The organism is Thioclava electrotropha (genome assembly GCF_002085925.2).
Classification (GTDB): Bacteria; Pseudomonadota; Alphaproteobacteria; order Rhodobacterales; family Rhodobacteraceae; genus Thioclava; species Thioclava electrotropha.
This window is the reverse complement of the sequence record NZ_CP053562.1, coordinates 2703320-2723423: the sequence shown is the minus strand read 5'-3', so window position 1 is coordinate 2723423 and position 20104 is coordinate 2703320. Positions and strand designations below refer to the sequence as shown.

Here is a 20104-nt window from a genome sequence, read left to right as displayed (position 1 = left end):
AGGGAGGAACCATGCCTGAAGCGTTCATCTACACATCCACTCCGGGGCGCATCGTCTTTGGCGCGGGGACCTTGGCGAAAGTCGCCGAGGAGGTGGAGAGACTGGGCTGCGCCCGTGCGCTGATCCTGTCGACGCCGTTCCAGAAAAACGACGCCGAGGCGCTTGCGAAAGACCTCGGGGAGATGGCGGCCGGAACCTTCACCGAAGCGGCGATGCACACGCCGGTCGCCGTGACCGAGGCCGCGCTCGAAGTCTATAACGAGACCAAGGCCGATTGCGTCGTGGCGCTCGGCGGTGGCTCGACCATCGGTCTGGGCAAGGCTATCGCCTGGCGCAACGATGCGCCGCAGCTGGTGATCGCGACGACCTACGCCGGTTCCGAGGTGACCGATATTCTCGGTCAGACCGAAAACGGGCAGAAGACGACCGTCCGCGATCCCAAGATCCGCCCGGAAACCGTGATCTACGATCCCGATTTGACGCTGGGCCTGCCGGTCGCGATGAGCGTCGCGAGCGGGTTGAACGCGATGGCCCACGCGGTCGAGGCGCTCTATGCGCCCGACGCGAACCCCGTCACCTCGCTGATGGCGGTCGAAGGTCTGCGTGCGCTGAAATCGGCGCTGCCGCGGATCGTCGAGACGCCGGAGGGCCGCGATGCCCGGGCCGATGCGCTCTACGGGTCGTGGCTCTGCGGCACCGTGCTGGGCGCAGTCGCCATGTCGCTGCATCACAAGCTCTGCCACACGCTCGGCGGCGGGTTCGACATGCCCCATGCGGAGACCCACGCGATCCTGCTGCCGCATACCGCCGCCTATAACGCCGGGGCCGCGTCTGCCGAACTGGCGCGCGCGACCGAGCTGTTCGGCGGCGATCTGGGCGGCGGTCTTTACGACTTCGCGCGCTCCATCGGCGCCCCGCTCGCGCTGGCCGACTTTGGCCTCAAGGAAAGCGATCTGGCGCGCGCCGCCGATATGGCCGTGCAGAACCCTTACAAGAACCCGCGCGAAATCACGCGCGACGGCATTCTCGACCTGCTGACCCGCGCCCATGCCGGGCAACGCCCCGTCACGACCTGATAGGAATGAATGACATGACCCAAGAGCCGAAGATCGCTTATTTCACCGAGGACGCCTCGGTCGAAACCGTCAACGCCCGGGTTTCGGAGAGCACCGATGCGCGCCTCCAGACCGTGATGGCAAGCCTCGTCCGTCACCTGCATGCTTTCGTGAAGGACGTCGAGCTGACCCAAGCCGAGTGGGATATCGCGATCGATTTCCTCACCAAGACCGGCCAGATCTGCGACGAGAACCGTCAGGAGTTCATCCTACTTTCCGACGTGCTGGGCGTCTCGATGCTGGTCGATGCGATCAACAACCGTCGCCCGACCGGGGCGACCGAGAACACGGTGCTCGGCCCGTTCCATGTCGATGGCGTGCCGGAATACGAGATGGGCGCGAACATTACCCAGGCTGGCGGGCGCGAGACCTGCCGCTTCTATGGCACCGTCACCGATCTCGACGGCAATCCGGTCGAAGGCGCGCGGATCGACGTCTGGTCGGACAGCGAGGACGGCTTCTACGACGTCCAGCAGCCCGACATCCAACCGCGCAACAACAATCGCGGCGTGTTCACCACGGGGCCGGACGGGCGCTACTGGTTCGAGGGCATCAAGCCGGTTTCCTACCCGATCCCCGATGACGGTCCGGTGGGCAAGATGCTGGGCAAGCTCGGGCGTCACCCGTATCGCCCCGCGCATATGCATTTCATCGTGAGCGCCGAGGGTTTCGACCCGGTGACGACCCATACCTTCGTGGCGGGCGACAAATACCTGACCTCGGATGCGGTGTTCGGCGTCAAGGAATCCCTGATCGCCGAGTTCACCCCGGTCGAGAATGGCGAGACGCTGTGGGAGTCCAATTACGACTTCGTGCTGCACCGGAGTGAGTGAGCGGGGAGGCTATCATGTCGAACAAAGACGAGATGGGAGGCGTCGTCGTCACGGGCGCTGCACGGGGCATCGGCTTCGAAATCGCCCGGCGTGCGGCGGCGGCTGGATACGGTGTGGTGATCGCCGATCTCGATGCCGCGGCGGGCGAGGCGGCGGCGAAGGCTCTGACTGCCGAGGGCGGGCGCGCGATTTTTTGCAAGACCGACGTCACCGACCGGGCGGCGACCCGGGCCGCGATCGCCGCCTGCGAGGCGGAGTTCGGCTTTCTCCATGCCATCGTAAACAACGCAGGTTTCAACCGCCCGCAGCCGTTTCTTGAGACGACCGAGGAGAACTGGAACCAGATCATGACGGTCAACGGAATGGGCGTGCTGATCGGTATTCAGGAGGCCGCGAAGGCGATGATCGCGGCCAAGCGGAAAGGCAAGATCATCAACACCGCCTCGATGGCCGGTCGCGCGGGCTTCGGTGACTTCGCCCCATATTGTGCGAGCAAAGCCGCCGTCATCAGCCTGACTCAGGCGGCTGCGCGCACCCTTGCCCCGCACGGAATCACCGCGAACGCCTTCGCGCCGGGTGTGGTGGAGACGGATCTCTGGACGGTGCTCGACAAGGACTTGATGGAAATGGGTGTTTCTTCCGAGCCGGGCGAGGCGCTGCGCAACTTCGCCGCCGGAATCCCGCTCGGCCGCACGTCGACGCCCGCAGATGTGGCCGGAACGGTGGCATTCCTGCTCTCGCCGGACTCAGATTACATGACCGGCCAATGCCTGCAGATCGACGGCGGGATGATCATGCAATGACCGCAACCGAGGAGACGCGACCCATGACCAAGCAAACCCCATTCCCGCGCATCGCCTTCATCGGCACCGGTGCGCAGGGCGCTTCCATCGCGGCGGATTTCACGCTCGCAGGTCTGGACGTCACCTTCATCGACCAATGGCCCGCGCATGTGGAGGCGATGCGGGCGAACGGCCTGACGGTCAAATTGCCGACCCGTCAGCTGCACACGCCGGTCAAGGCGTTGCACCTGTGCGAGATCGCCGAAATCAAGGAACCTTTCGATCTCGTCTTCATGGTGGTGAAAGCCTACGATACCCGCTGGGCGGCGGAGATGATCAAGCCGGTTCTGGCGGAAGACGGGTTCGTCGTGGGGCTGCAGAACGGCATGACCCACGAGGCGATCGCCGACATCGTCGGCGCGCATCGCGCGATTGGCGCGGTTATCCAGATTGCGTCGAACATGTGGGAGCCGGGGATCACGACCCGCCAGAACGACACGGACGAAAGCTGGTTTGCGCTCGGGGCGCTCGACCCCGAGCAACAGCCGCGGGTGCATGACGTCGCCGATATCCTGCGCAATTCCGGCACCGTTCAGGTGGTGGACGATATCCGCTCTGCGAAATGGATGAAGCTGGTGGTGAATGCAGCCGAACTGATCCCCACGGCGATCATCGACACCGCGATGCGTGACAGCGTCCGCGATCCCGAGTTTCTCGAAGTGATGCGGCGCGCCGGCTATGAGGCAATGGAGGCAGCACTCGCTGACGGCGCCACCATCATGCCGATCATCGGGATGCCGCCGGTGATGAGTAACCACCCGGAACGCTATGTCGACGAGATCTTCGACGAGGTCGTTCGCACCTTCTCAAGGGACGACACGCTGACGACCTCGTTGCAGGATTGGCGCAAGGGCCGTCGCGCCGAGGTCGACGAGGTGAACGGGCTGGTGGTCGATTTCCTCGAGGCGCGCGGCAAGGCGGCGCCGATGAACCGCAAGGTCGTGGAGATGGCGAAGGAGATCGAGGCCGGACGGCGCAGGCATCACCCCGACAACGCGCGCGAACTTGTGGCGCATTACCGGGAGCTGGCTCAGTAGCAGTTGTCTGCTCAGTTCGTAAACCCCTCGGTCGGTTTCATGGGGTGCGCAGTCGTCAGTTGTCGATCGGGTGCAAAGGTTGTCGTAAGTTCCGCCGATTATGCCTGAATTCGGATAAATTGCTTGGATGATGCCTCGCGCAAGGCGATAAGCGGAGGGACATGGCAATAGATCGACGCGCGACGTGAAGATTCATAAGTTCGATATCAGTGGACATCCTGGGGAGACTGTCGGTGACATCACCCACCGGCGCCTGCGCGGCGACATCGTGCATGGGCGGTTCAAGCCGGGGCAAAAGCTGAAGCTCGATCTGCTGCGCAAGAAATACGATATCAGCGTGACGACCCTGCGCGAATTGCTCAGCAGCCTGACGAACGAAGGGCTCGTCACCGCTGAAGGACAACGCGGCTTCGAGGTGGCGCCGATCAGCAAGGCCGACCTGCGGGATCTGGCCGACCTGCGACTGCTGCTCGAGACCCACGCTCTGCGCCAGTCCATCGCGAATGGCGACATAGAGTGGGAAGCGGGCGTCGTCTCTTCGCATTACAAACTCGAAACGATCGAACGCGAGCTGATCGCGGGCGGCGACGGCCCGGTGCAACCTTGGGTGCGTCACGACTGGGATTTCCACTTCGCGATGATCGCGGCTTGCGACCGACCGAACCTGATGCGCACGCATTCCTCGGTCTTCGATCGCTTCATGCGCTATCACATGATCATTCTGGAATTCCGCGGCGAGAAGGCCAAGGAAGACCACATTCGCCTGCGCGACCTGACCTTGGCCCGCGATGCGGATGCGGCCGTAGAGCTGCTGATCTCCCATGTCGAAAGCGGCGTCGACCACATTTTGGCGACTGGTCGCGTTCCCTGATCACTTTGAACGACGGCGTCTGACAGCCGGGCAGCGGGTGGAGAAGAGCACCTGCTCGTGATTTTGTCCGTCAAAAATAAAAATGTATGATATTTTTAAAGTTGACATATGAAATTTGAGATGCCGAATTGAATGAGCCGCTTTCGATGCGGCGAAAGGGAGGAACTATGACCAAATTGACTCGCCGCAGCGTGCTGGCGACAGGGGCCGCTGGTGCAGCCGCGACCCTGATGGCAGGCACCGCATTCGCTCAAGATCGCAAACGGCTCCGCCTGTCTTCGGTGGTGTCGAATAACGACATTCGCGCCAAGGCCTTCGCCCGCATTTCCGAGGATGTCGCCAAGGATTTCGACCTGCAGGTCTATAACCAGTCGACGCTCGTGCCGCAGGGGGGTGAACTGACCTCGATCCAGCGCGGGACGCTGGAAATGGGCCTCGTCGCGCCGCAGAAGCTGGCCGATCAGGTGCCGGAATGGTCGATCCTGACCGCCGCCTATGTGCTGCGCGATGCGGCCCATATGAAAGCCGTTTTCGACAGCGACGTGGGCAAGCAGCTGAACGACCTCGCAGCGCAGGCCGGGCTCCATGTCCTCGCGCCGGTCTATTTCGGCGCGCGTCAGGTCAACCTGAAGCCCGAGAAGAAGATCAACACGCCCGAGGATCTGAAGGGGATGACCCTGCGCATGCCGGGCGGCGACGCGTGGCAGTTCCTTGGCGAGGCGATCGGCGCCAGCCCGACGCCGCTGGCCTATTCGGAGGTCTACACCGCGCTCCAGACCGGGGCGATCGACGGTCAGGACAACCCGCTGCCGAACGACTACAACATGAAGTTCTACGAGGTCACGAGCCAGATCGCCCTGACCAGCCACCTCGTCGGCTTCGACGTGCTTGGTATCTCCAAGAAGGTCTGGGACGACATGAGCGCCGATCAGCAAAAGCTGCTCAAGGACTCCGTGGACAAGGAAATCGCCGCGAGCACCGAGGAGCACCTCAAGCGCGAGCAGGAACTGGTGGACTTCTTCAAGGAACAGGGCCTCGAGGTCTACGAACCCGACCGCGCCGCCTTCCGGGACTACGCCCAGAAGAAGTATCTCGCCAGCGACTTCGCCAAGAGCTGGCCCGAGGGGATGCTCGAACAGATCAACGCGATCCAGGCCTGACCCCCGGACACACTGAGGGCGAGGGGCCATGTCGGTCTCTCGCCCCTCGAAAGGCAAACCGATGCAAAACACGAGCCGCCGCTGGCGGAACGTAGCGCGCCGTCTGGCCGACGCCGTTCCGGCGCTGCTTCTGGCCGCCATGTTCCTGGCCTTCATCGTTCAGGTCTTCATGCGCTATGTCCTGAACCACCCCGTCGGCTGGACGGTCGAGCTTTGCGTCATCGCGTGGCTCTGGGTCGTGCTGTGGGGACAATCCGTCTCTGCGCGCGAAGAAGACGAAATCCGCTTCGACATCATCTACGGCGCGGTCCGGCCCAAGGTGCGCCGCGTGTTCCGCATCCTGTTCTCGCTCTTCATCGTCGGGATCTATGCGGCCTCACTCCCGGATGTCCTCAGCTACATCTCCTTCATGAAGATCGAAAAGACGGCCTATATGAAGATCCCCTTCAGCTACGTCTTTTCCGTTTTTGCAATTTTCACGGCGGTCACGATCCTGCGCTATGGCTGGATTCTGATCAAAGAGCTGCGCGGTCAGGGGCCCGAAGATGACAATCCCGACCTGACGCATGTCGCGCGCAAGGATTTCTCCGAATGAGCTGGGAATTCACCCTCGCCGTGGCGGCCATCGTCGCCACCGCCATCGTCGGCCTGCCGATCGGGCATGCCATGCTGGGGGCCTCGATCCTCTATCTTCTGCTCGAACAGCAGGACATGAGCATCGCCGCCGAGCAGGTTCTGCGCGGGCTCTACGGCTCCTACGTCCTGCTGGCGATCCCGCTGTTCATCTTCGCGGCGGACCTGATGAATATCGGCTCGCTCTCCGACCGGCTGCTGGATTTCTGCCGCGCGCTGGTGGGGCGCTTCCGGGGCGGGCTGGGCCATGTCAACGTCGTGTCGTCGCTGATCTTCTCGGGCATGTCGGGCTCGGCCATCGCCGACGCGGTGGGGATCGGCAAGATCATCATCCAGCTGATGACCAAGGACGGGAAATATCCGCCCGCCTATGCCGGGGCCATCACTGCCGCTGCCGCGATTATCGGCCCGATCATTCCGCCCTCGATCCCGATGGTTCTCTATGCGCTCGTCTCCGACACCTCGATCGGATACCTCTTCCTCGGCGGCGTGGGGCCCGGTCTGATCCTCGCGCTTCTGCTGATGGTAATGAACGCCATTCAGGCGAGACGGCATGGCTTCCCGGTGGAAGTGCCCGTGCCGGTGCGCGAGATGCCCCGCATCACGCTGCGCGCCGTGCCCGCATTGCTGATGCCGGTGATCCTTCTTGTCGGCATCTATGGTGGCATCACCACGCCGACCGAAGCGGCCGCACTCGCCGCGCTCTATGCCTTCCTGATCTCGACCTTCCTCTACCGCTCCGTCAGCCTGCGCGCAGCCTATGAGACCGTGTGCCAATCCGCGCGCTCTACAGCGAGCGTGGGCATCCTGATCGCAGGGGCGCTGGCCTTCAACTACGTGGTCACGGTCGAGCAAATTCCGAACGAGATCCGCGGCGCCTTGGGTGACATGCAGCTCGACCGCGTCACCTTCCTGCTTCTGGTCAACGTGCTCCTGCTTGTTCTCGGATGCCTGCTGGAAGCAAATGCGATCCTCCTCGTGATCGTGCCGATCCTGCTGCCGACCGCGGTCTCGCTCGGCGTGGACCCGGTGCATTTCGGGGTGGTCGTCGTGGTCAACACGATGATCGGGCTCGCAACGCCGCCCTACGGGTTGCTGCTCTTCGTGGTCAGCGGGATCACCAAATCCCCGATCGGCCAGACGATCCGGCATCTCGTTCCCTTCCTCATCATCATGATCGTCGGACTCGCGATCATCACTTTCGTGCCGGGCACCGTGCTGTGGCTGCCCCGGCTTTACGGTTACGGCGGCTGACAGGCCGCAAATCAGGAGACCTCACATGGCCCAGAAAGACCTTCCGATCCTGGTCATCAATGGCCCCAACCTGAACCTGCTCGGCACGCGCCAGCCCGAGATCTACGGGCACGACACGCTCGAAGACGCCGAGCGGCTGAGCCGTGACGCGGCCGCCGCGGCGGGAGTGGAAATCGACTTCCGCCAATCCAACCACGAGGGCGAAATCGTCGACTGGATCCAATGGGCCCGCACCAACGCATGCGCCATTCTGATCAACCCGGCGGGCTTCACCTCGACCTCCATCGCGATCCTCGATTCCCTGCTGATCTTCGACGGGCCCATCTTCGAGGTTCACGTCTCGGCCCTGTTCCGGCGCGACGAATTCCGCCACCCGTCCTACGTCTCGAAAGCGGCGACGGCGAAGATAGAAGGCTTCGGCATCGCCGGTTACGGCTTCGCGATCACCCGGATCGCCCAACTCGTGAAAGGCGCCAAGTAATGCCTGCCCCCGAGAGCCCTTCCGAGGCCGCGTCGGACGATGCAGTCATCCGGCTGGGTCTGATCGGCGACAATATCGCCGTCTCGCAGGCCCCGCGCCTGCACCGGCTGGCAGGGCTGCAGAACGGACGGAAGGTGACCTATGACCGGCTTGTCCCGCGCGAGCTTGGTCAGGATCACGCGACGATCCTCGCCAACTGCGCCGCACAGGGTTATCGGGGGCTCAACATCACCTATCCCTACAAGGAGAAGGTGGCGGCGCTGGTCCGCATCTCCGACCCGATCGTGCGGCGGCTGGGCGCGGTGAATACCGTCCTCTTCGAACCCACCGGAGCCGAGGGCCACAACACCGATCACTCCGGCTTCATCTCCGCCTACCGCGCCGCGCGAGGGGGCACTCCGCCCGGAGCCACCCTGCTTATCGGCACCGGCGGCGTGGGGCGAGCCATCGCCTTCGCGCTGGTTGCGCTCGATGCCGCCGAGATCCGCCTTGCCGACCACGACATCGAGAAGGCCGAGGTTCTCGCGTCGGAACTCGAAGCGGCGAAACCGGGACTTCGCGTCACCGTGGGGCGGGACGCCGCCGAGATTTCCGAAGGCGCCGAGGGGCTCATCAACGCGACCCCGGTCGGCATGACCGGCCATCCGGGCTCGCCACTTGAGGCATCCGCAATCACCGGCGCATGGGCCTTCGACGCCGTCTACACGCCGGTCGAGACTGAATTCCTCGCTGTGGCACAGGCGGCGGGCCTGCAGGTCATCTCGGGTTACGAGCTGTTCATCTGGCAGGGCGTCGATGCGTGGAAGCTCTTCACGGGTCTGCCGCTCGACGTCGCCCGCTTGCGCAGCGATCTCGCGAAAACCGACCCGGCCACATCCTGAAAGGAGGCCTCCCATGAAAACCGCTATCGCCACTGTCTCGATCTCGGGAACGTTGCAGGAAAAGCTGGAGGCGATCTCCGCTGCGGGCTTCGACGGGATCGAGATTTTCGAACAGGATTTCATCGCCCATGACGGCGGGCCGCGCGAAGTCGGCCAGATGGTGCGCGACCACGGGCTGGAGATCTTCCTCTTCCAACCCTTCCGCGACTTCGAGGGTCTGCCGGAGCCGCTGCGCCACCAAGCTTTGAGACGCGCCGAACATAAGTTCGAACTCATGCGCGAGCTCGGCACCCGCGACATGCTGGTCTGTTCCTCGGTTCATCCCGAGGCGCTTGGCGGGATCGATCGCATGGCCGACGATTTCGCCGCCTTGGGCGAGCTTGCCGCAGATTACGACATCCGCGTCGGGTTCGAGGCGCTCGCGTGGGGGCGTCATGTCTGGGACCACCGCGATGCGTGGGAAGTGGTGCGCCGGGCCGATCATCCCAATGTCGGGCTGATCCTCGACAGCTTCCATACGCTCGCCCGCAAGATCGACCCGGATACGATACGGCGAATCCCGGGAGACAAGATTTTCTACGTCCAGCTTGCCGATGCTCCGGCGATCGATATGGACCTGCTCTACTGGTCGCGCCACTTTCGCAACATGCCGGGGGAGGGCGATCTGGACGTCACGGGCTTCATGCGCGCCGTGATGGCCACCGGCTATGACGGACCGGCCAGCCTCGAGATTTTCAACGACCAGTTCCGCGGCGGCCCGACACGGACCATCGCACGCGACGGCTATCGCTCGCTGGTGGCGCTGATGGATGACGTTCGCCGCACTGAGCCCGGGCTGGAAGACAAGATCGCCGAAATTCCCGCGCGCGTCGCCGTGGACGGGGTCGAGTTCATCGAGTTCGCGGCGCAGGGCACGGAGGCGGAGGCGCTGAAGACGTTGCTCACGACCCTCGGCTTCCGCATGTCGGGGCGGCATCGCAACAAGATGCTGGAAGTCTGGCGTCAGGGCGATATCCGCATTCTCATCAATTCCGAGACCACGGGCTTTGCTGCCTCGACTTGGACCGCGCGCGGCACCAATGTCTGCGACATCGGCCTCAAGGTCGCGGATGCGGCCTCGACGGTTACGCGTGCGCGAGCGCTTGGCGCCGATACCTTCTCGCAGCCGGTCGGACCTGGCGAGCTGGACATCCCCGCGATCCGTGGGCTCGGGGGCTCGGTGCTGCATTTCGTGGATGCCTCAAGCGGTCTCAGCGAAGTCTGGGACGTCGAGTTCGAGCCTGCAGAAGACATGTCGAACCGAGACGCTGGCCTGACCTCCATCGACCATGTGGCGCAGACGATGGAATATGACGAGATGCTCAGCTGGGCGCTTTTCTACACGACGCTGTTCGACATGCAGAAAGCCCCGATGGTCGACGTGATCGACCCGGACGGGCTCGTTCGCAGCCAAGCCATCGCATCGCGCGCGCGCCCGGATGGAAAGGGCCTGCAGGTTACGCTCAACGGAGCCGAGACGCATCGCACCCTCGCGGGCGATTTCCTGACGCATGGCTTCGGCGCGTCTGTGCAGCATGTGGCCCTGAGAACCGAAGACATGCTGCAGACCGCCGCCGCGCTGGCCGATCTGGGCTTCGATCCGCTGCCGATGCCGGCCAACTACTATGCCGATCTCGAAGCGCGCTTCGACCTGTCGCCGGAATTTCTGGAGCGGTTGCGTTCGGCCAATATCCTCTATGACGAGGATGCGCACGGCGCCTTTCTTCAGCTCTACTCGCGGCCCTTCGCAGGGGGCATGTTCTTCGAAATCCTCGAAAGGCGGAATGGCTATGCCGGCTTCGGGGCGGCGAACGCCCCGTTCCGGATCGCCGCGCAGAAGCGGTTTGGCCGCGTGAAGGGCATGCCCGAGGTTTGAGTGACGGCGACTCGGTGAAATGTCCCCAAGTGTCTTGGTGACGGAAGCAGGGAGATGCCGAACTTGGCTTGCCGCTGATCCTCCATTCTCCCGCGTACTGTCCGTTTTCCCGTTTCGCAGTGAAATGACGGCATGCTCAGTCTCTGGTGTGATTTTCACCAGAAATCAGTCTCTTACGATTTCGAGGGAGCTGGAGCGGGTAGCGGGAATCGAACCCGCGCGTTCAGCTTGGGAAGCTGACAGGCTACCATTACATCATACCCGCATGGTGCGAGCGCAGAGGTATTCCAGCCGAAAGCCACGGTCAAGAGGGATCGCGCGCGTCCTCGGGTGCGCTCACAAAAAAGCGCCCGGCGAGGAGGACCTCACCGGACGCCAGGCGCCGCGCGAAAACTAGGGAGACGAGGCGCGGGGTCGATTTACATCTTCGGCTGAAGCACGGTGTCGATCACGTGGACCATGCCGTTCTTCTGCTTCACATCGGCGGTCTGAACCGTCGCGACATCGCCTTTCGGGTCCTTCAGCATCACCATGCCGTCCTTGACCATCGCGGTCAGATCACAGCCGCCGAGCGTCTTGATCGTGGCCATGCCGTTGCCCTTTTGAACGGTCGCCATGATGTTCTCGGCGGTGATCACGCCCTTGGCGACGTGGCAGGTCAGGATATGCGTCAGCATTTCCTTGTTCTCGGGCTTCACCAGCGTGTCGACGGTGCCCGCGGGCAGCTTGTCGAAGGCGGCGTTGGTCGGCGCGAAGACGGTGAACGGGCCGGGGCCTGCCAGCGTGTCGACGAGGCCCGCCGCTTTCACCGCGGCGACCAGCGTGGTGAGGTTCGGAGCGGCCGAAGCGTTCGCCGCGATGGGCTTGCTCTCATACATTTTCGCGCCACCGACCATCGGGTTTGCCAGCGCGGGCAGGGCGAGGCCCAGCGTTGCAGCTGCGGTGAGCGATGCGGCGAATGCACGGAATTTCATAGACATAAGGATTTTCCTCCCTGTTAAACGACGGTTGTCCCCGCCAAAGCACAAGGGTTACGGCGCGCTGGGGGCGCGCCGATCACTTATGTCTCATCACGAAACCGTGTGCAGCCTGATCCGGCCTGAAATCGGACGTCTCGCAGCGCCCCGAGGCGAGGCCCGAAGGCCCGCCTCAGCCGCGCCGGCGGCGCCTGCGCCCGCCATCCTCGCCCGAGCCGCCGGTGTTGAAGCTGACCTCCGGGAGCGGCGCGATCTTGCGCAGCTCGGGGAAGGGGGCGGTGGCGTGCGGCAGCGCGTTCGCGGCCACGAAATGCTCCTGGAAGCGCGGCTCGATCGCGGTCTCGACCTTGGTGATCTGATGCACCTGCGTCTCGATCTCGCGCCGCGCCTTCACCGAGCACAGCGCCATATGCGCCCCGGTGCCCGCCGCGTTGCCCGCCGAGGTGACGTGATCCAGCGGCGCATCAGGGATCATCCCCAGCACCATCGCGTGCTTGGGCGAGATATGCGCGCCGAACGCACCGGCCAGCACCACGCGGTCGACCGTGTCCACGCCCATCTCGTCCATCAGCAGACGCGCGCCCGCGTAGAGCGCGGATTTCGCCAGTTGGATCGCACGGATGTCGCCTTGGGTGACGGTGATGCGCGGGCCTTCCTCGCCGCCGTCATAGATCACGTATTCATGGGTGCGCCCGTTCGGCTCGCAGCGCGGCGTGCCGGCCTGCTCGGCCGAGCCGATCAGCCCTGACGTGTCCACGATCCCGGCCATCCGCATCTCGGCCACGGCCTCGATGATGCCCGAGCCGCAGATGCCGGTGATCCGCGGCGTGCCGAATTCGGGATCGGTCGACCAGTGCTCGTTGCCGATGGTCTTGAAGCGCGGCTCCTTGGTCTCGGGGTCGATCTCGATCCGCTCGATGGCGCCCGGAGCGGCGCGCTGACCGCTGGAGATCTGCGCGCCCTCGAAGGCGGGGCCGGTGGGTGAAGAACAGGCCAGAACCCGTTGTTTATTCCCAAGAAGTATCTCAGCATTGGTGCCGACATCGACGATCAGAGACAGGTCGTCGCGCTTCTGCGGAGCCTCCGACAGCGCCACCGCCGCCGCATCCGCGCCGACATGGCCCGCGATCAGCGGCAGGATATAGGCGCGCGCGCCAGCGCTGGCCTCGATGCCGATCTCGCGCGCCGCGAATTCAAGGCTCTCCGAGGTCGCCAGTGCGAAGGGCGCCTGACCCAACTCCACCGGATCGATCCCCAGCAGCAGGTGGTGCATCACCGGGTTGCAGACGACGACGGCCTCGACGATCTCGCCCGTCTCGACCTTCGCCTCGCCCGCCAGCTGCCGCGCCAGATCGCCCATCGCGTCACGCACGGCATTGGTCATTTCCTGATCGCCGCCGGGGTTCATCATCACGTAGGAGACCCGGCTCATCAGGTCTTCGCCGAAACGGATCTGCGGATTCATCACGCCGGCGCTCGCCAGCACCCGCCCGTCATCGAGCGCGACCAGATGCCCCGCGATGGTGGTCGAGCCGAGGTCGATCGCCAGCCCATATAGCGGCACCTCGCGCACGCCGGGGAAGATGCCGGTCACGCGCGGCCCGTCGCCCGCATCGTGGATCGCGACCGTAACCTTCCACTCGGCCTTGCGCAGCGCGGGCTGCAGCATCCGAAGTACATCAAGATCGGCGCGCACGCCTTTGATCTGCCATTGCTTTTCCAGCGCCTGCGAGAGCCGCTGCAGGTCGCCCTCGGGGCGGTGCATATCCGGTTCCGCGACTTCGACATAGACGGGCCGCGTCGCCGGATCCATCTCCATCACGCGCTCTGAGGCCGCCTTGCGCACGACCTGTTTGTGGACCTGACTTTCGGGCGGGACATCGATCACGACGTCGTCGAGGATCTCGGTCTGGCAGCCCAGACGCCGCCCCGGTTTCAGCCCGCGAATCCGGTCATAGCGCTCCTCGACCGCATTGATCGGGCTGACCGCGTCCGGGTCCACATGCAGGCCGAGTTTCGGGAAATCCCCGAAGGAGGGCGTGCATTGGCATTTCGAGCACACGCCGCGCCCGCCGCAGACGGAATCGAGGTCGACCCCCAGCTTGCGCGCCGCCGCGAGCACTCTCGTGCCACGCGCCACGCGCCCCCGCTTGCCAGAGGGGGTAAAGATCACCTGCACGTCGTCGGACATATCGCGCTCCCGTTTTCCTTGCCCCCGTTCTAGGGCCCAAGCGGGGCAGAGCAAAGCCCGCAACCGACGCGCGTGGATGAGAAATCGTCATCATCATCATGCAAGCGGTGTGCGCCGCCCATTGCTCTCCCCAGCGCCGCGTTCTATCTAATCGGGCCATGAAGATACTCTTTCTTGGCGATGTGATGGGCCGCGCGGGCCGCGCCGCGATCACCGAAACCCTGCCGAAACTTCGCGAGGAGTGGCGCCTCGATTTCGTTGTGGTCAATGGCGAGAACGCCTCGGGCGGCATGGGGCTGACCGGCGATCACGCGAAGCTTCTGCTGGATGCGGGCGCGGATGTGGTGACGCTGGGCGATCACGCCTTCGATCAGAAGGACATGCTGCGCTTCATCGAGAGCGAGCCGCGCATCATCCGTCCCGTGAACTACGCCAAGGAAGCGCCGGGCAAGGGCGCGCGGGTGTTCCAGGACCGGCGCGGGCGCAAGGTGCTGGTGGCGCAGGTTCTGGGCAACGTGTTCATGAAACGCGCCTTCGACGATCCCTTCTCGGCCATCGAGGCCGAACTCAAACGCTACCCGCTGGGCGGGGCGGTGCAGGCGGCCCTGGTGGATGTCCATTGCGAGGCGACGTCGGAGAAGATGGCGATGGGTCATTGGTGCGACGGGCGTGCAAGCGTCGTCGTGGGCACCCATACCCATGTGCCCACGGGCGACGCGCAGATTCTCGAGAAGGGCACGGCTTACCTCTCCGATGCGGGCATGTGCGGCGATTACGATTCCGTCATCGGCATGGCGAAGGCCGAACCGATGCGCCGTTTCGTGACCGGCATGGCGAAGGAACGCTTCTCGCCCGCCCGCGGTCCGGTGACGCTGTGCGGCTTCTATGTCGAGACCGACGACAAGACCGGGCGCGCCACTCGCTGCGAAGCGGTGCGCACCGGCGGCAGGCTCGCACAATCGGTGCCAATCTGAGCGTCGTTCGCGTCCCGAGTTGCCCGAACCTCATGCCGTTACGTGGAAATTTCCTCCTCCGCGGGCAGAGCGCGCTTGCTCGTGCAACACGTGTCGATAGTATCGGGCCGATGCGCTTACGCGAGAGCCTGACATGATCCAACTGCCCTTCACCGGCACCGAGACCGCCATCGCGGCCCTTCTCGTCGTGGGGTGGATGTTCGTCATGTTCGTCCGCGAGACATGGCCGCCGGAGGTCACCGCCATGGCGGGCGCGGCCCTGATGCTGATCTTCGGATTCGTGCCCTACGAGAACGCCGCCGCGATTCTGTCGAACCCGGCGCCCTGGACCATCGCCTTCATGTTCCTGATCGTGGGTGCCCTGGTTCGGACCGGCGCGCTCGACGCGATGACGCGCTATGCGGAATCGCGGATCGACCAGAACCCGAAGCTGACCGTGCTTTTGATGTTCGGGGTCACGATGTTCGCAAGCGCCGTGATGAACAACACGCCGGTCGTCGCGGTGATGATCCCGGTCTTCATTCAGGTCGCGCGCAAGCTGAACCTCTCGCCGTCGCGGCTCTTGATGCCGCTGAGCTACGTCACGGTGATGGGCGGCATGATCACCTTGATCGGCACCTCGACCAACATTCTCGTCGATGGCGTCGTGCGGGGGCGGGGGATGGAGCCCTTCACGATCTTCGAGATCGCGCCTCTGGGCTTCGCGATCTGTCTGGTCGGCGGGACGTTCCTCGCGATCTTCGCGCCGAAACTGATCCCCGAGCGGCAATCGCTCTCCTTCATGCTCGGCGACCGTCCGAAGATGAAATATTTCACCGAGGTCGCGATCCCCGAGGAAAGCGGGCTGATCGGCGAGTCGGTGCTGGAGACCGACACGTTCAAGCGCGAGGGCGTGCGGGTGATCGACGTGCTGCGCGGCGATGCGTCGCTGCGCCGGGACCTCGCCTCGGTCGAGCTGATGGCGGGCGACCGCGTGGTTCTACGCTCCGAGATGGAAGAGCTTCTGGGGATGCAGAAGAACCGCGACCTGCGCATGGTCGACAAGCTGTCCTCGGTGCAGACAGAAACGGTGGAGGTGCTGATCTCGCCCGGCTGCCGGATGATCGGGCAGCGTCTGGGTGACATGCGCCTGCGCCGCCGCTACGGCGTCTACACGCTCGCCGCGCACCGCCGGAACCAGAATATCGGCCGCCAGCTCGACGATCTGATCGTGGTGGTGGGCGATACGCTTCTGCTCGAAGGCGCGCCCGAGGATATCGCGCGTCTGGCCTCCGACATGGACCTCGTGGACGTGTCCAAACCGCAGGCACGCGCCTATCGCCGCTCGCATCTGCCGCTCGCCATGGGCGCGCTCGGCGCGGTGGTGATCTTCGCAGCCCTTGGCGTGGCCCCGATCCTTGCGCTGGCGATGGTGGCGGTGGCGGGCATCCTCGTGACCCGCTGTATCGATACCGACGAGGCCTTCACCTTCATCGAGGGCCGCCTGCTTGCGCTGATCTTCGCGATGCTGGTCGTCGGCGCGGGGCTGGAGCATTCCGGCGCGGTCCAGCTGATCGTCTCGGGCGTGGCGCCCTTCCTGAAGATGCTGCCGCCGCAACTCGCGCTGATCGTGGTCTATTTCCTCGGTCTCGTCATGACCGAATTGCTGTCGAACAACGCGGTGGCGGTGATCTACACCCCGATCGCGATCTCTCTGGCCGCGGCCCTCGGGCTCGATCCGCGGCCCTTCGCCGTGGCGGTGATGTTCTCGGCCTCGGTGGCCTTCGCGACCCCGATCGGGTATCAGACTCACATGATGATCTATGGCCCCGGTGGCTATAAGTTCACCGATTTCCTGCGCGTCGGCATCCCGATGGATATCGTGACCGGGTTGACCGCCTGCCTGCTGATCCCGCTGATCTGGCCCTTCTGAGGAGGTTCCCCCATGCGCTTTGCCGCCCGTCTCGCCGCCCTGTCGCTTCTCGCACCGCTCGCGCTCGCCGCCTGCGTGCCGGGGCAGGGCACCCGCGCGCCCTCCTGGCCCGACCGGGTGACCTTTCAGGGCACCGTGATGCGTGTCTCCTTCATTGACGGCACGGTCTGCCGCGCCAATATCTCGGGCCAGTATACCGGCGATCTGGCCGGGTGCCTGCATCCGATGCGCTATCAGGTGACCCGGTTCGAGCCGAGCTATCTCGGCGGCGTCGGGGTCGGCAATATCTTCCAGCCCTATGCCGAGGTCACGCTGAAGGACGCGCAAGGCCGCCGCTGGAGCTTCAAGACGCCCGAGCCGATCCCCTCGCGCAGCCAGCCCGACGGGGTCCTCAAGCTGCCGCATTGATCGGCAATGGCGGGCGCCCGGCACCGCCTGCAACCCATCTATCTTGAATCATCCCCCCGTTGCGCACTATACGGGGTCGATTTCGCGACTATTCCGAACGGAGATACCCATGGCAGGCCACTCAAAATGGGCCAACATCCAGCACCGCAAGGGCAAGCAGGATGCGGCGCGCTCGAAGATGTTTTCCAAGCTCTCGAAAGAGATCACGGTCGCCGCCAAGATAGGCGACCCCGATCCCGAGAAGAACCCGCGCCTGCGTCTCGCCGTGAAAGCGGCCAAGTCCCAGTCGATGCCGAAAGACGTGATCGACCGCGCGATCAAGAAATCGCAGGCGGGCGACGGCGATGACTATACCGAGATCCGCTACGAGGGCTACGGCCCCGAGGGCATCGCGGTGATCGTCGAGGCGATGACCGACAACCTCAACCGCACCGCGTCGAACGTGCGCTCCACCTTCACCAAGAACGGCGGTAATCTGGGCACCACCGGTTCGGTGTCCTTCATGTTCGACCGGATGGGCGAGATCATCTATCCCGCCTCCGTGGGCGATGCCGAGACCGTGCTGATGGCCGCGATCGAGGCTGGCGCCGAAGACGTCGAGAGCGACGACGAAGGCCACTGGATCTACTGCACGATGGAAGACCTCTCAGATGTCTCCGACGCGCTGGAGAAGGAACTGGGCGAGGCCGAGGAAGCCAAGCTGATCTGGAAGCCCCAGAACCGCACCGAGGTCGATCTGGAAACCGCCCAGAAGCTGATGAAGCTGATCGACACGCTCGAAGACGATGACGACGTGCAATCCGTCACCGCCAATTTCGACGTGCCCGAAGAGGTCGCAGCCCAGCTGTAAGCGATCCGCACCGAAAATCGTCAAAAGCGCCCTCCGGGGCGCTTTTTATTTGGCTACCCAGATTTTCTCGTGACTTCTTGGGAAGGTATCATTCGAATAGCTGATCTCTGATGAAATGAAGCCTCCTTGAACCCATTCAAGTCCGGTCCAGTGTTTCCTCTTGGCTAGAATTCGCGCTTGATGGGCATAGTCTATCAAAGTCCGTTCCCGATTTCCGTTCTCGTCTATTTTTTCAAGCACCGGATAGTCGCAGCTCTGCCCAGCCAAGATGCTGAGTCTCTCGTTTTCGACTTTCAAGATGCCAAGAAATTTTTGAAGGTCATTTTCTGTGGTTCTACGAAAATGCTGATGAATCTTGTAAATTTCTTGGATAAACCCGCGTGTGAAAAACTTAAGATCTAGATGTTTTAAGTTGAGACCGTTAATTTCATCGCGGACCTTTTGGTTGAATCTCTTAGAGTTGATCAATTCCTCAGTGTTCAGCTTGGGGTTTATCGAAATTCTTGAGCGAGCTGGAGATTCGTGTCTGGGTTCACTCTTCCATTGGCTGGAATGAGAAAAGGAGAGACGTCCTAAAGGAGGGCGCTGATGTTGTGCGTGGTTTCTTAAGTTGTACATCACGCGATATTCGAAGCTAGCGTCAAACGCGTTCGAAAAAGCCCCTTTGAATTCAATTTCAGAATTTTCTGTCAGTTTTCTCAGGCATGATGCGCGCTGATGAAGCTGCTCTTCATAGGCTCTCGATGCAGTTAGAAGTGCAACAAGTTTCAGGTTTAGTTGAGGGCGAGTTTCTTCGAATAGCTCATCAACACCCTCCGGATCTCGTGCAGAATAGTAGTATTGAAGCGCTGCTGTCATCTGGTATTTTTCGAGCTCGACGAACGCTCTTGCAAACAAATCGAAGTTCTCCTCGACGTCCCAAATTAGGTTGATGCGGCTAGCTGCGTTCTTTACTTCCTCAAATCTGCTTTCGGAAATTTCAGTGGATGTTCGCACGAGCTCATCGCGAATAATGTATTTCAATAAATTTACTCCCCAAAGTTAACTATCGCAACGCTCCGCATGAAGCTGTAGCTTGTCAAGTTCACGCAACTAGGCCGTCAAAATACACCCGAATTCCGGCCCCCCGGTTTACATTCCGGGTCAGAACCCCCACTTTGTCGCGTGACGCTCCGAGCACCTGCGTAACCCCGTGGCCTCGGCAAATTCATCTCCCCGCGAAAGGATATCACCATGACCCAGGCAAAGGCTGGCGACACCCTGCATCTTCATTACACCGGCAAGCTGGACGACGGCTCCGTCTTCGATAGCTCGGAAGGCCGCGACCCGCTGTCCTTCACGCTCGGTTCGGGCCAGATCATCCCCGGCCTCGACAAGGGCGTGACCGGCATGGAAGAGGGTGAAAAGCGCACCGTGCGCGTCGAGCCTGCAGAGGCCTATGGCGAGCATCACCCCGAGCGCATGCAGTCGGTCGACCGCGCGAACATCCCCGACGACATCCCGACCGAGCCGGGCACCCAGCTTCAGGTTCAGACCCAGGACGGTCAGACCGTGAACGTGACCGTTGCCGAGGCGAACGAGAAAGAACTCGTCCTCGACGCGAACCACCCGCTCGCCGGCAAGGCGCTGACCTTCGACGTCGAACTCGTCAAGATCGACGCGTAAGCCTGCACGCATCTGGCGTGTTTCAACGGCGGCTGTGCTTTCGAGGTGCAGCCGCCGTTCTCGTTTCAAAGAGGCTTCGGGCGCATTGCGAAACCGTCGCGACGA

The 20104-nt window shown here is 63.2% G+C and carries 19 protein-coding genes and 1 tRNA gene; 16 read left to right on the top strand and 4 right to left on the bottom strand.

The window, feature by feature from the left end; translation table 11 throughout:
* The first annotated feature begins 11 nt into the window (after positions 1 to 11).
* From AKL02_RS12955 to AKL02_RS12905, 11 genes are all read left to right on the top strand, one after another.
* Positions 12 to 1076, top strand: a complete 1065-nt coding sequence (locus AKL02_RS12955; RefSeq protein ID WP_083078902.1) for a maleylacetate reductase — start codon at positions 12 to 14, stop codon at positions 1074 to 1076.
* Between the two features lie 14 nt (positions 1077 to 1090).
* Positions 1091 to 1948: an intradiol ring-cleavage dioxygenase gene (locus AKL02_RS12950; protein WP_083078901.1), complete on the top strand. Its 858-nt coding sequence runs from the start codon at positions 1091 to 1093 to the stop codon at positions 1946 to 1948.
* Positions 1949 to 1962: 14 nt separating this feature from the next.
* Positions 1963 to 2751 carry a glucose 1-dehydrogenase gene (locus AKL02_RS12945; RefSeq protein ID WP_108722405.1) on the top strand — a complete coding sequence of 263 codons (789 nt, stop codon included), beginning with the start codon at positions 1963 to 1965 and terminating at the stop codon, positions 2749 to 2751.
* 23 nt (positions 2752 to 2774) lie between these two features.
* Positions 2775 to 3827, top strand: coding sequence for a ketopantoate reductase family protein (locus AKL02_RS12940; RefSeq protein ID WP_083078900.1), 1053 nt, complete (start codon positions 2775 to 2777; stop codon positions 3825 to 3827).
* A 184-nt stretch (positions 3828 to 4011) separates the two neighbouring features.
* Positions 4012 to 4698, top strand: a complete 687-nt coding sequence (locus tag AKL02_RS12935; protein ID WP_078522949.1) for a GntR family transcriptional regulator — start codon at positions 4012 to 4014, stop codon at positions 4696 to 4698.
* Positions 4699 to 4865: 167 nt separating this feature from the next.
* Positions 4866 to 5858, top strand: a complete 993-nt coding sequence (dctP, locus tag AKL02_RS12930) for a TRAP transporter substrate-binding protein DctP (RefSeq protein WP_078522948.1) — start codon at positions 4866 to 4868, stop codon at positions 5856 to 5858.
* A gap of 28 nt (positions 5859 to 5886) precedes the next feature.
* Positions 5887 to 6453: a TRAP transporter small permease gene (locus AKL02_RS12925; protein ID WP_232621615.1), complete on the top strand. Its 567-nt coding sequence runs from the start codon at positions 5887 to 5889 to the stop codon at positions 6451 to 6453.
* Complete coding sequence (locus tag AKL02_RS12920; RefSeq protein ID WP_078606168.1) at positions 6450 to 7745, top strand: TRAP transporter large permease; 1296 nt, start codon at positions 6450 to 6452, stop codon at positions 7743 to 7745. Before AKL02_RS12925 ends, AKL02_RS12920 begins: the two co-directional genes overlap by 4 nt.
* A gap of 25 nt (positions 7746 to 7770) precedes the next feature.
* Positions 7771 to 8226, top strand: a complete 456-nt coding sequence (locus AKL02_RS12915; protein ID WP_078522945.1) for a type II 3-dehydroquinate dehydratase — start codon at positions 7771 to 7773, stop codon at positions 8224 to 8226.
* Complete coding sequence (locus AKL02_RS12910) at positions 8226 to 9107, top strand: shikimate dehydrogenase family protein (protein ID WP_083078899.1); 882 nt, start codon at positions 8226 to 8228, stop codon at positions 9105 to 9107. Before AKL02_RS12915 ends, AKL02_RS12910 begins: the two co-directional genes overlap by 1 nt.
* A 13-nt stretch (positions 9108 to 9120) precedes the next feature.
* Positions 9121 to 11022, top strand: coding sequence for a bifunctional sugar phosphate isomerase/epimerase/4-hydroxyphenylpyruvate dioxygenase family protein (locus AKL02_RS12905; protein ID WP_083078898.1), 1902 nt, complete (start codon positions 9121 to 9123; stop codon positions 11020 to 11022).
* Positions 11023 to 11213: 191 nt separating this feature from the next.
* Here the strand turns inward: AKL02_RS12905 and AKL02_RS12900 are convergent.
* The 3 genes from AKL02_RS12900 to AKL02_RS12890 all read right to left on the bottom strand — a co-directional run bounded on the left by AKL02_RS12900 (position 11214) and on the right by AKL02_RS12890 (position 14190).
* Positions 11214 to 11287, bottom strand: a tRNA-Gly gene (locus tag AKL02_RS12900).
* 154 nt (positions 11288 to 11441) lie between these two features.
* A complete protein-coding gene (locus tag AKL02_RS12895; RefSeq protein WP_198453185.1) occupies positions 11442 to 11996 on the bottom strand; it encodes a fasciclin domain-containing protein in 555 nt (184 codons plus the stop codon).
* A gap of 175 nt (positions 11997 to 12171) precedes the next feature.
* Positions 12172 to 14190, bottom strand: a complete 2019-nt coding sequence (locus AKL02_RS12890) for an ASKHA domain-containing protein (RefSeq protein ID WP_083078897.1) — start codon at positions 14188 to 14190, stop codon at positions 12172 to 12174.
* Between the two features lie 158 nt (positions 14191 to 14348).
* On the opposite strand from AKL02_RS12890, the gene AKL02_RS12885 reads away from it, so the two are divergent.
* The 4 genes from AKL02_RS12885 (at position 14349) to AKL02_RS12870 (ending at position 18334) form a co-directional block, all read left to right on the top strand.
* Positions 14349 to 15164 carry a TIGR00282 family metallophosphoesterase gene (locus tag AKL02_RS12885; RefSeq protein ID WP_078522877.1) on the top strand — a complete coding sequence of 272 codons (816 nt, stop codon included), beginning with the start codon at positions 14349 to 14351 and terminating at the stop codon, positions 15162 to 15164.
* Between the two features lie 133 nt (positions 15165 to 15297).
* On the top strand, positions 15298 to 17076 hold the full coding sequence (locus AKL02_RS12880) for an SLC13 family permease (RefSeq protein ID WP_083078896.1): 1779 nt from the start codon (positions 15298 to 15300) through the stop codon (positions 17074 to 17076).
* Between the two features lie 12 nt (positions 17077 to 17088).
* Positions 17089 to 17484 carry a hypothetical protein gene (locus tag AKL02_RS12875; RefSeq protein WP_083078895.1) on the top strand — a complete coding sequence of 132 codons (396 nt, stop codon included), beginning with the start codon at positions 17089 to 17091 and terminating at the stop codon, positions 17482 to 17484.
* A gap of 109 nt (positions 17485 to 17593) precedes the next feature.
* Complete coding sequence (locus AKL02_RS12870) at positions 17594 to 18334, top strand: YebC/PmpR family DNA-binding transcriptional regulator (RefSeq protein ID WP_083078894.1); 741 nt, start codon at positions 17594 to 17596, stop codon at positions 18332 to 18334.
* Positions 18335 to 18379: 45 nt separating this feature from the next.
* Here AKL02_RS12870 and AKL02_RS12865 read toward each other — a convergent pair whose 3' ends face one another.
* Entirely contained in the window at positions 18380 to 19357 is a 978-nt protein-coding gene (locus AKL02_RS12865; protein WP_133051978.1) for a hypothetical protein, read from the bottom strand.
* Positions 19358 to 19567: 210 nt separating this feature from the next.
* On the opposite strand from AKL02_RS12865, the gene AKL02_RS12860 reads away from it, so the two are divergent.
* Positions 19568 to 19999: an FKBP-type peptidyl-prolyl cis-trans isomerase gene (locus tag AKL02_RS12860; RefSeq protein WP_078522873.1), complete on the top strand. Its 432-nt coding sequence runs from the start codon at positions 19568 to 19570 to the stop codon at positions 19997 to 19999.
* The last annotated feature ends 105 nt before the right edge of the window (positions 20000 to 20104 follow it).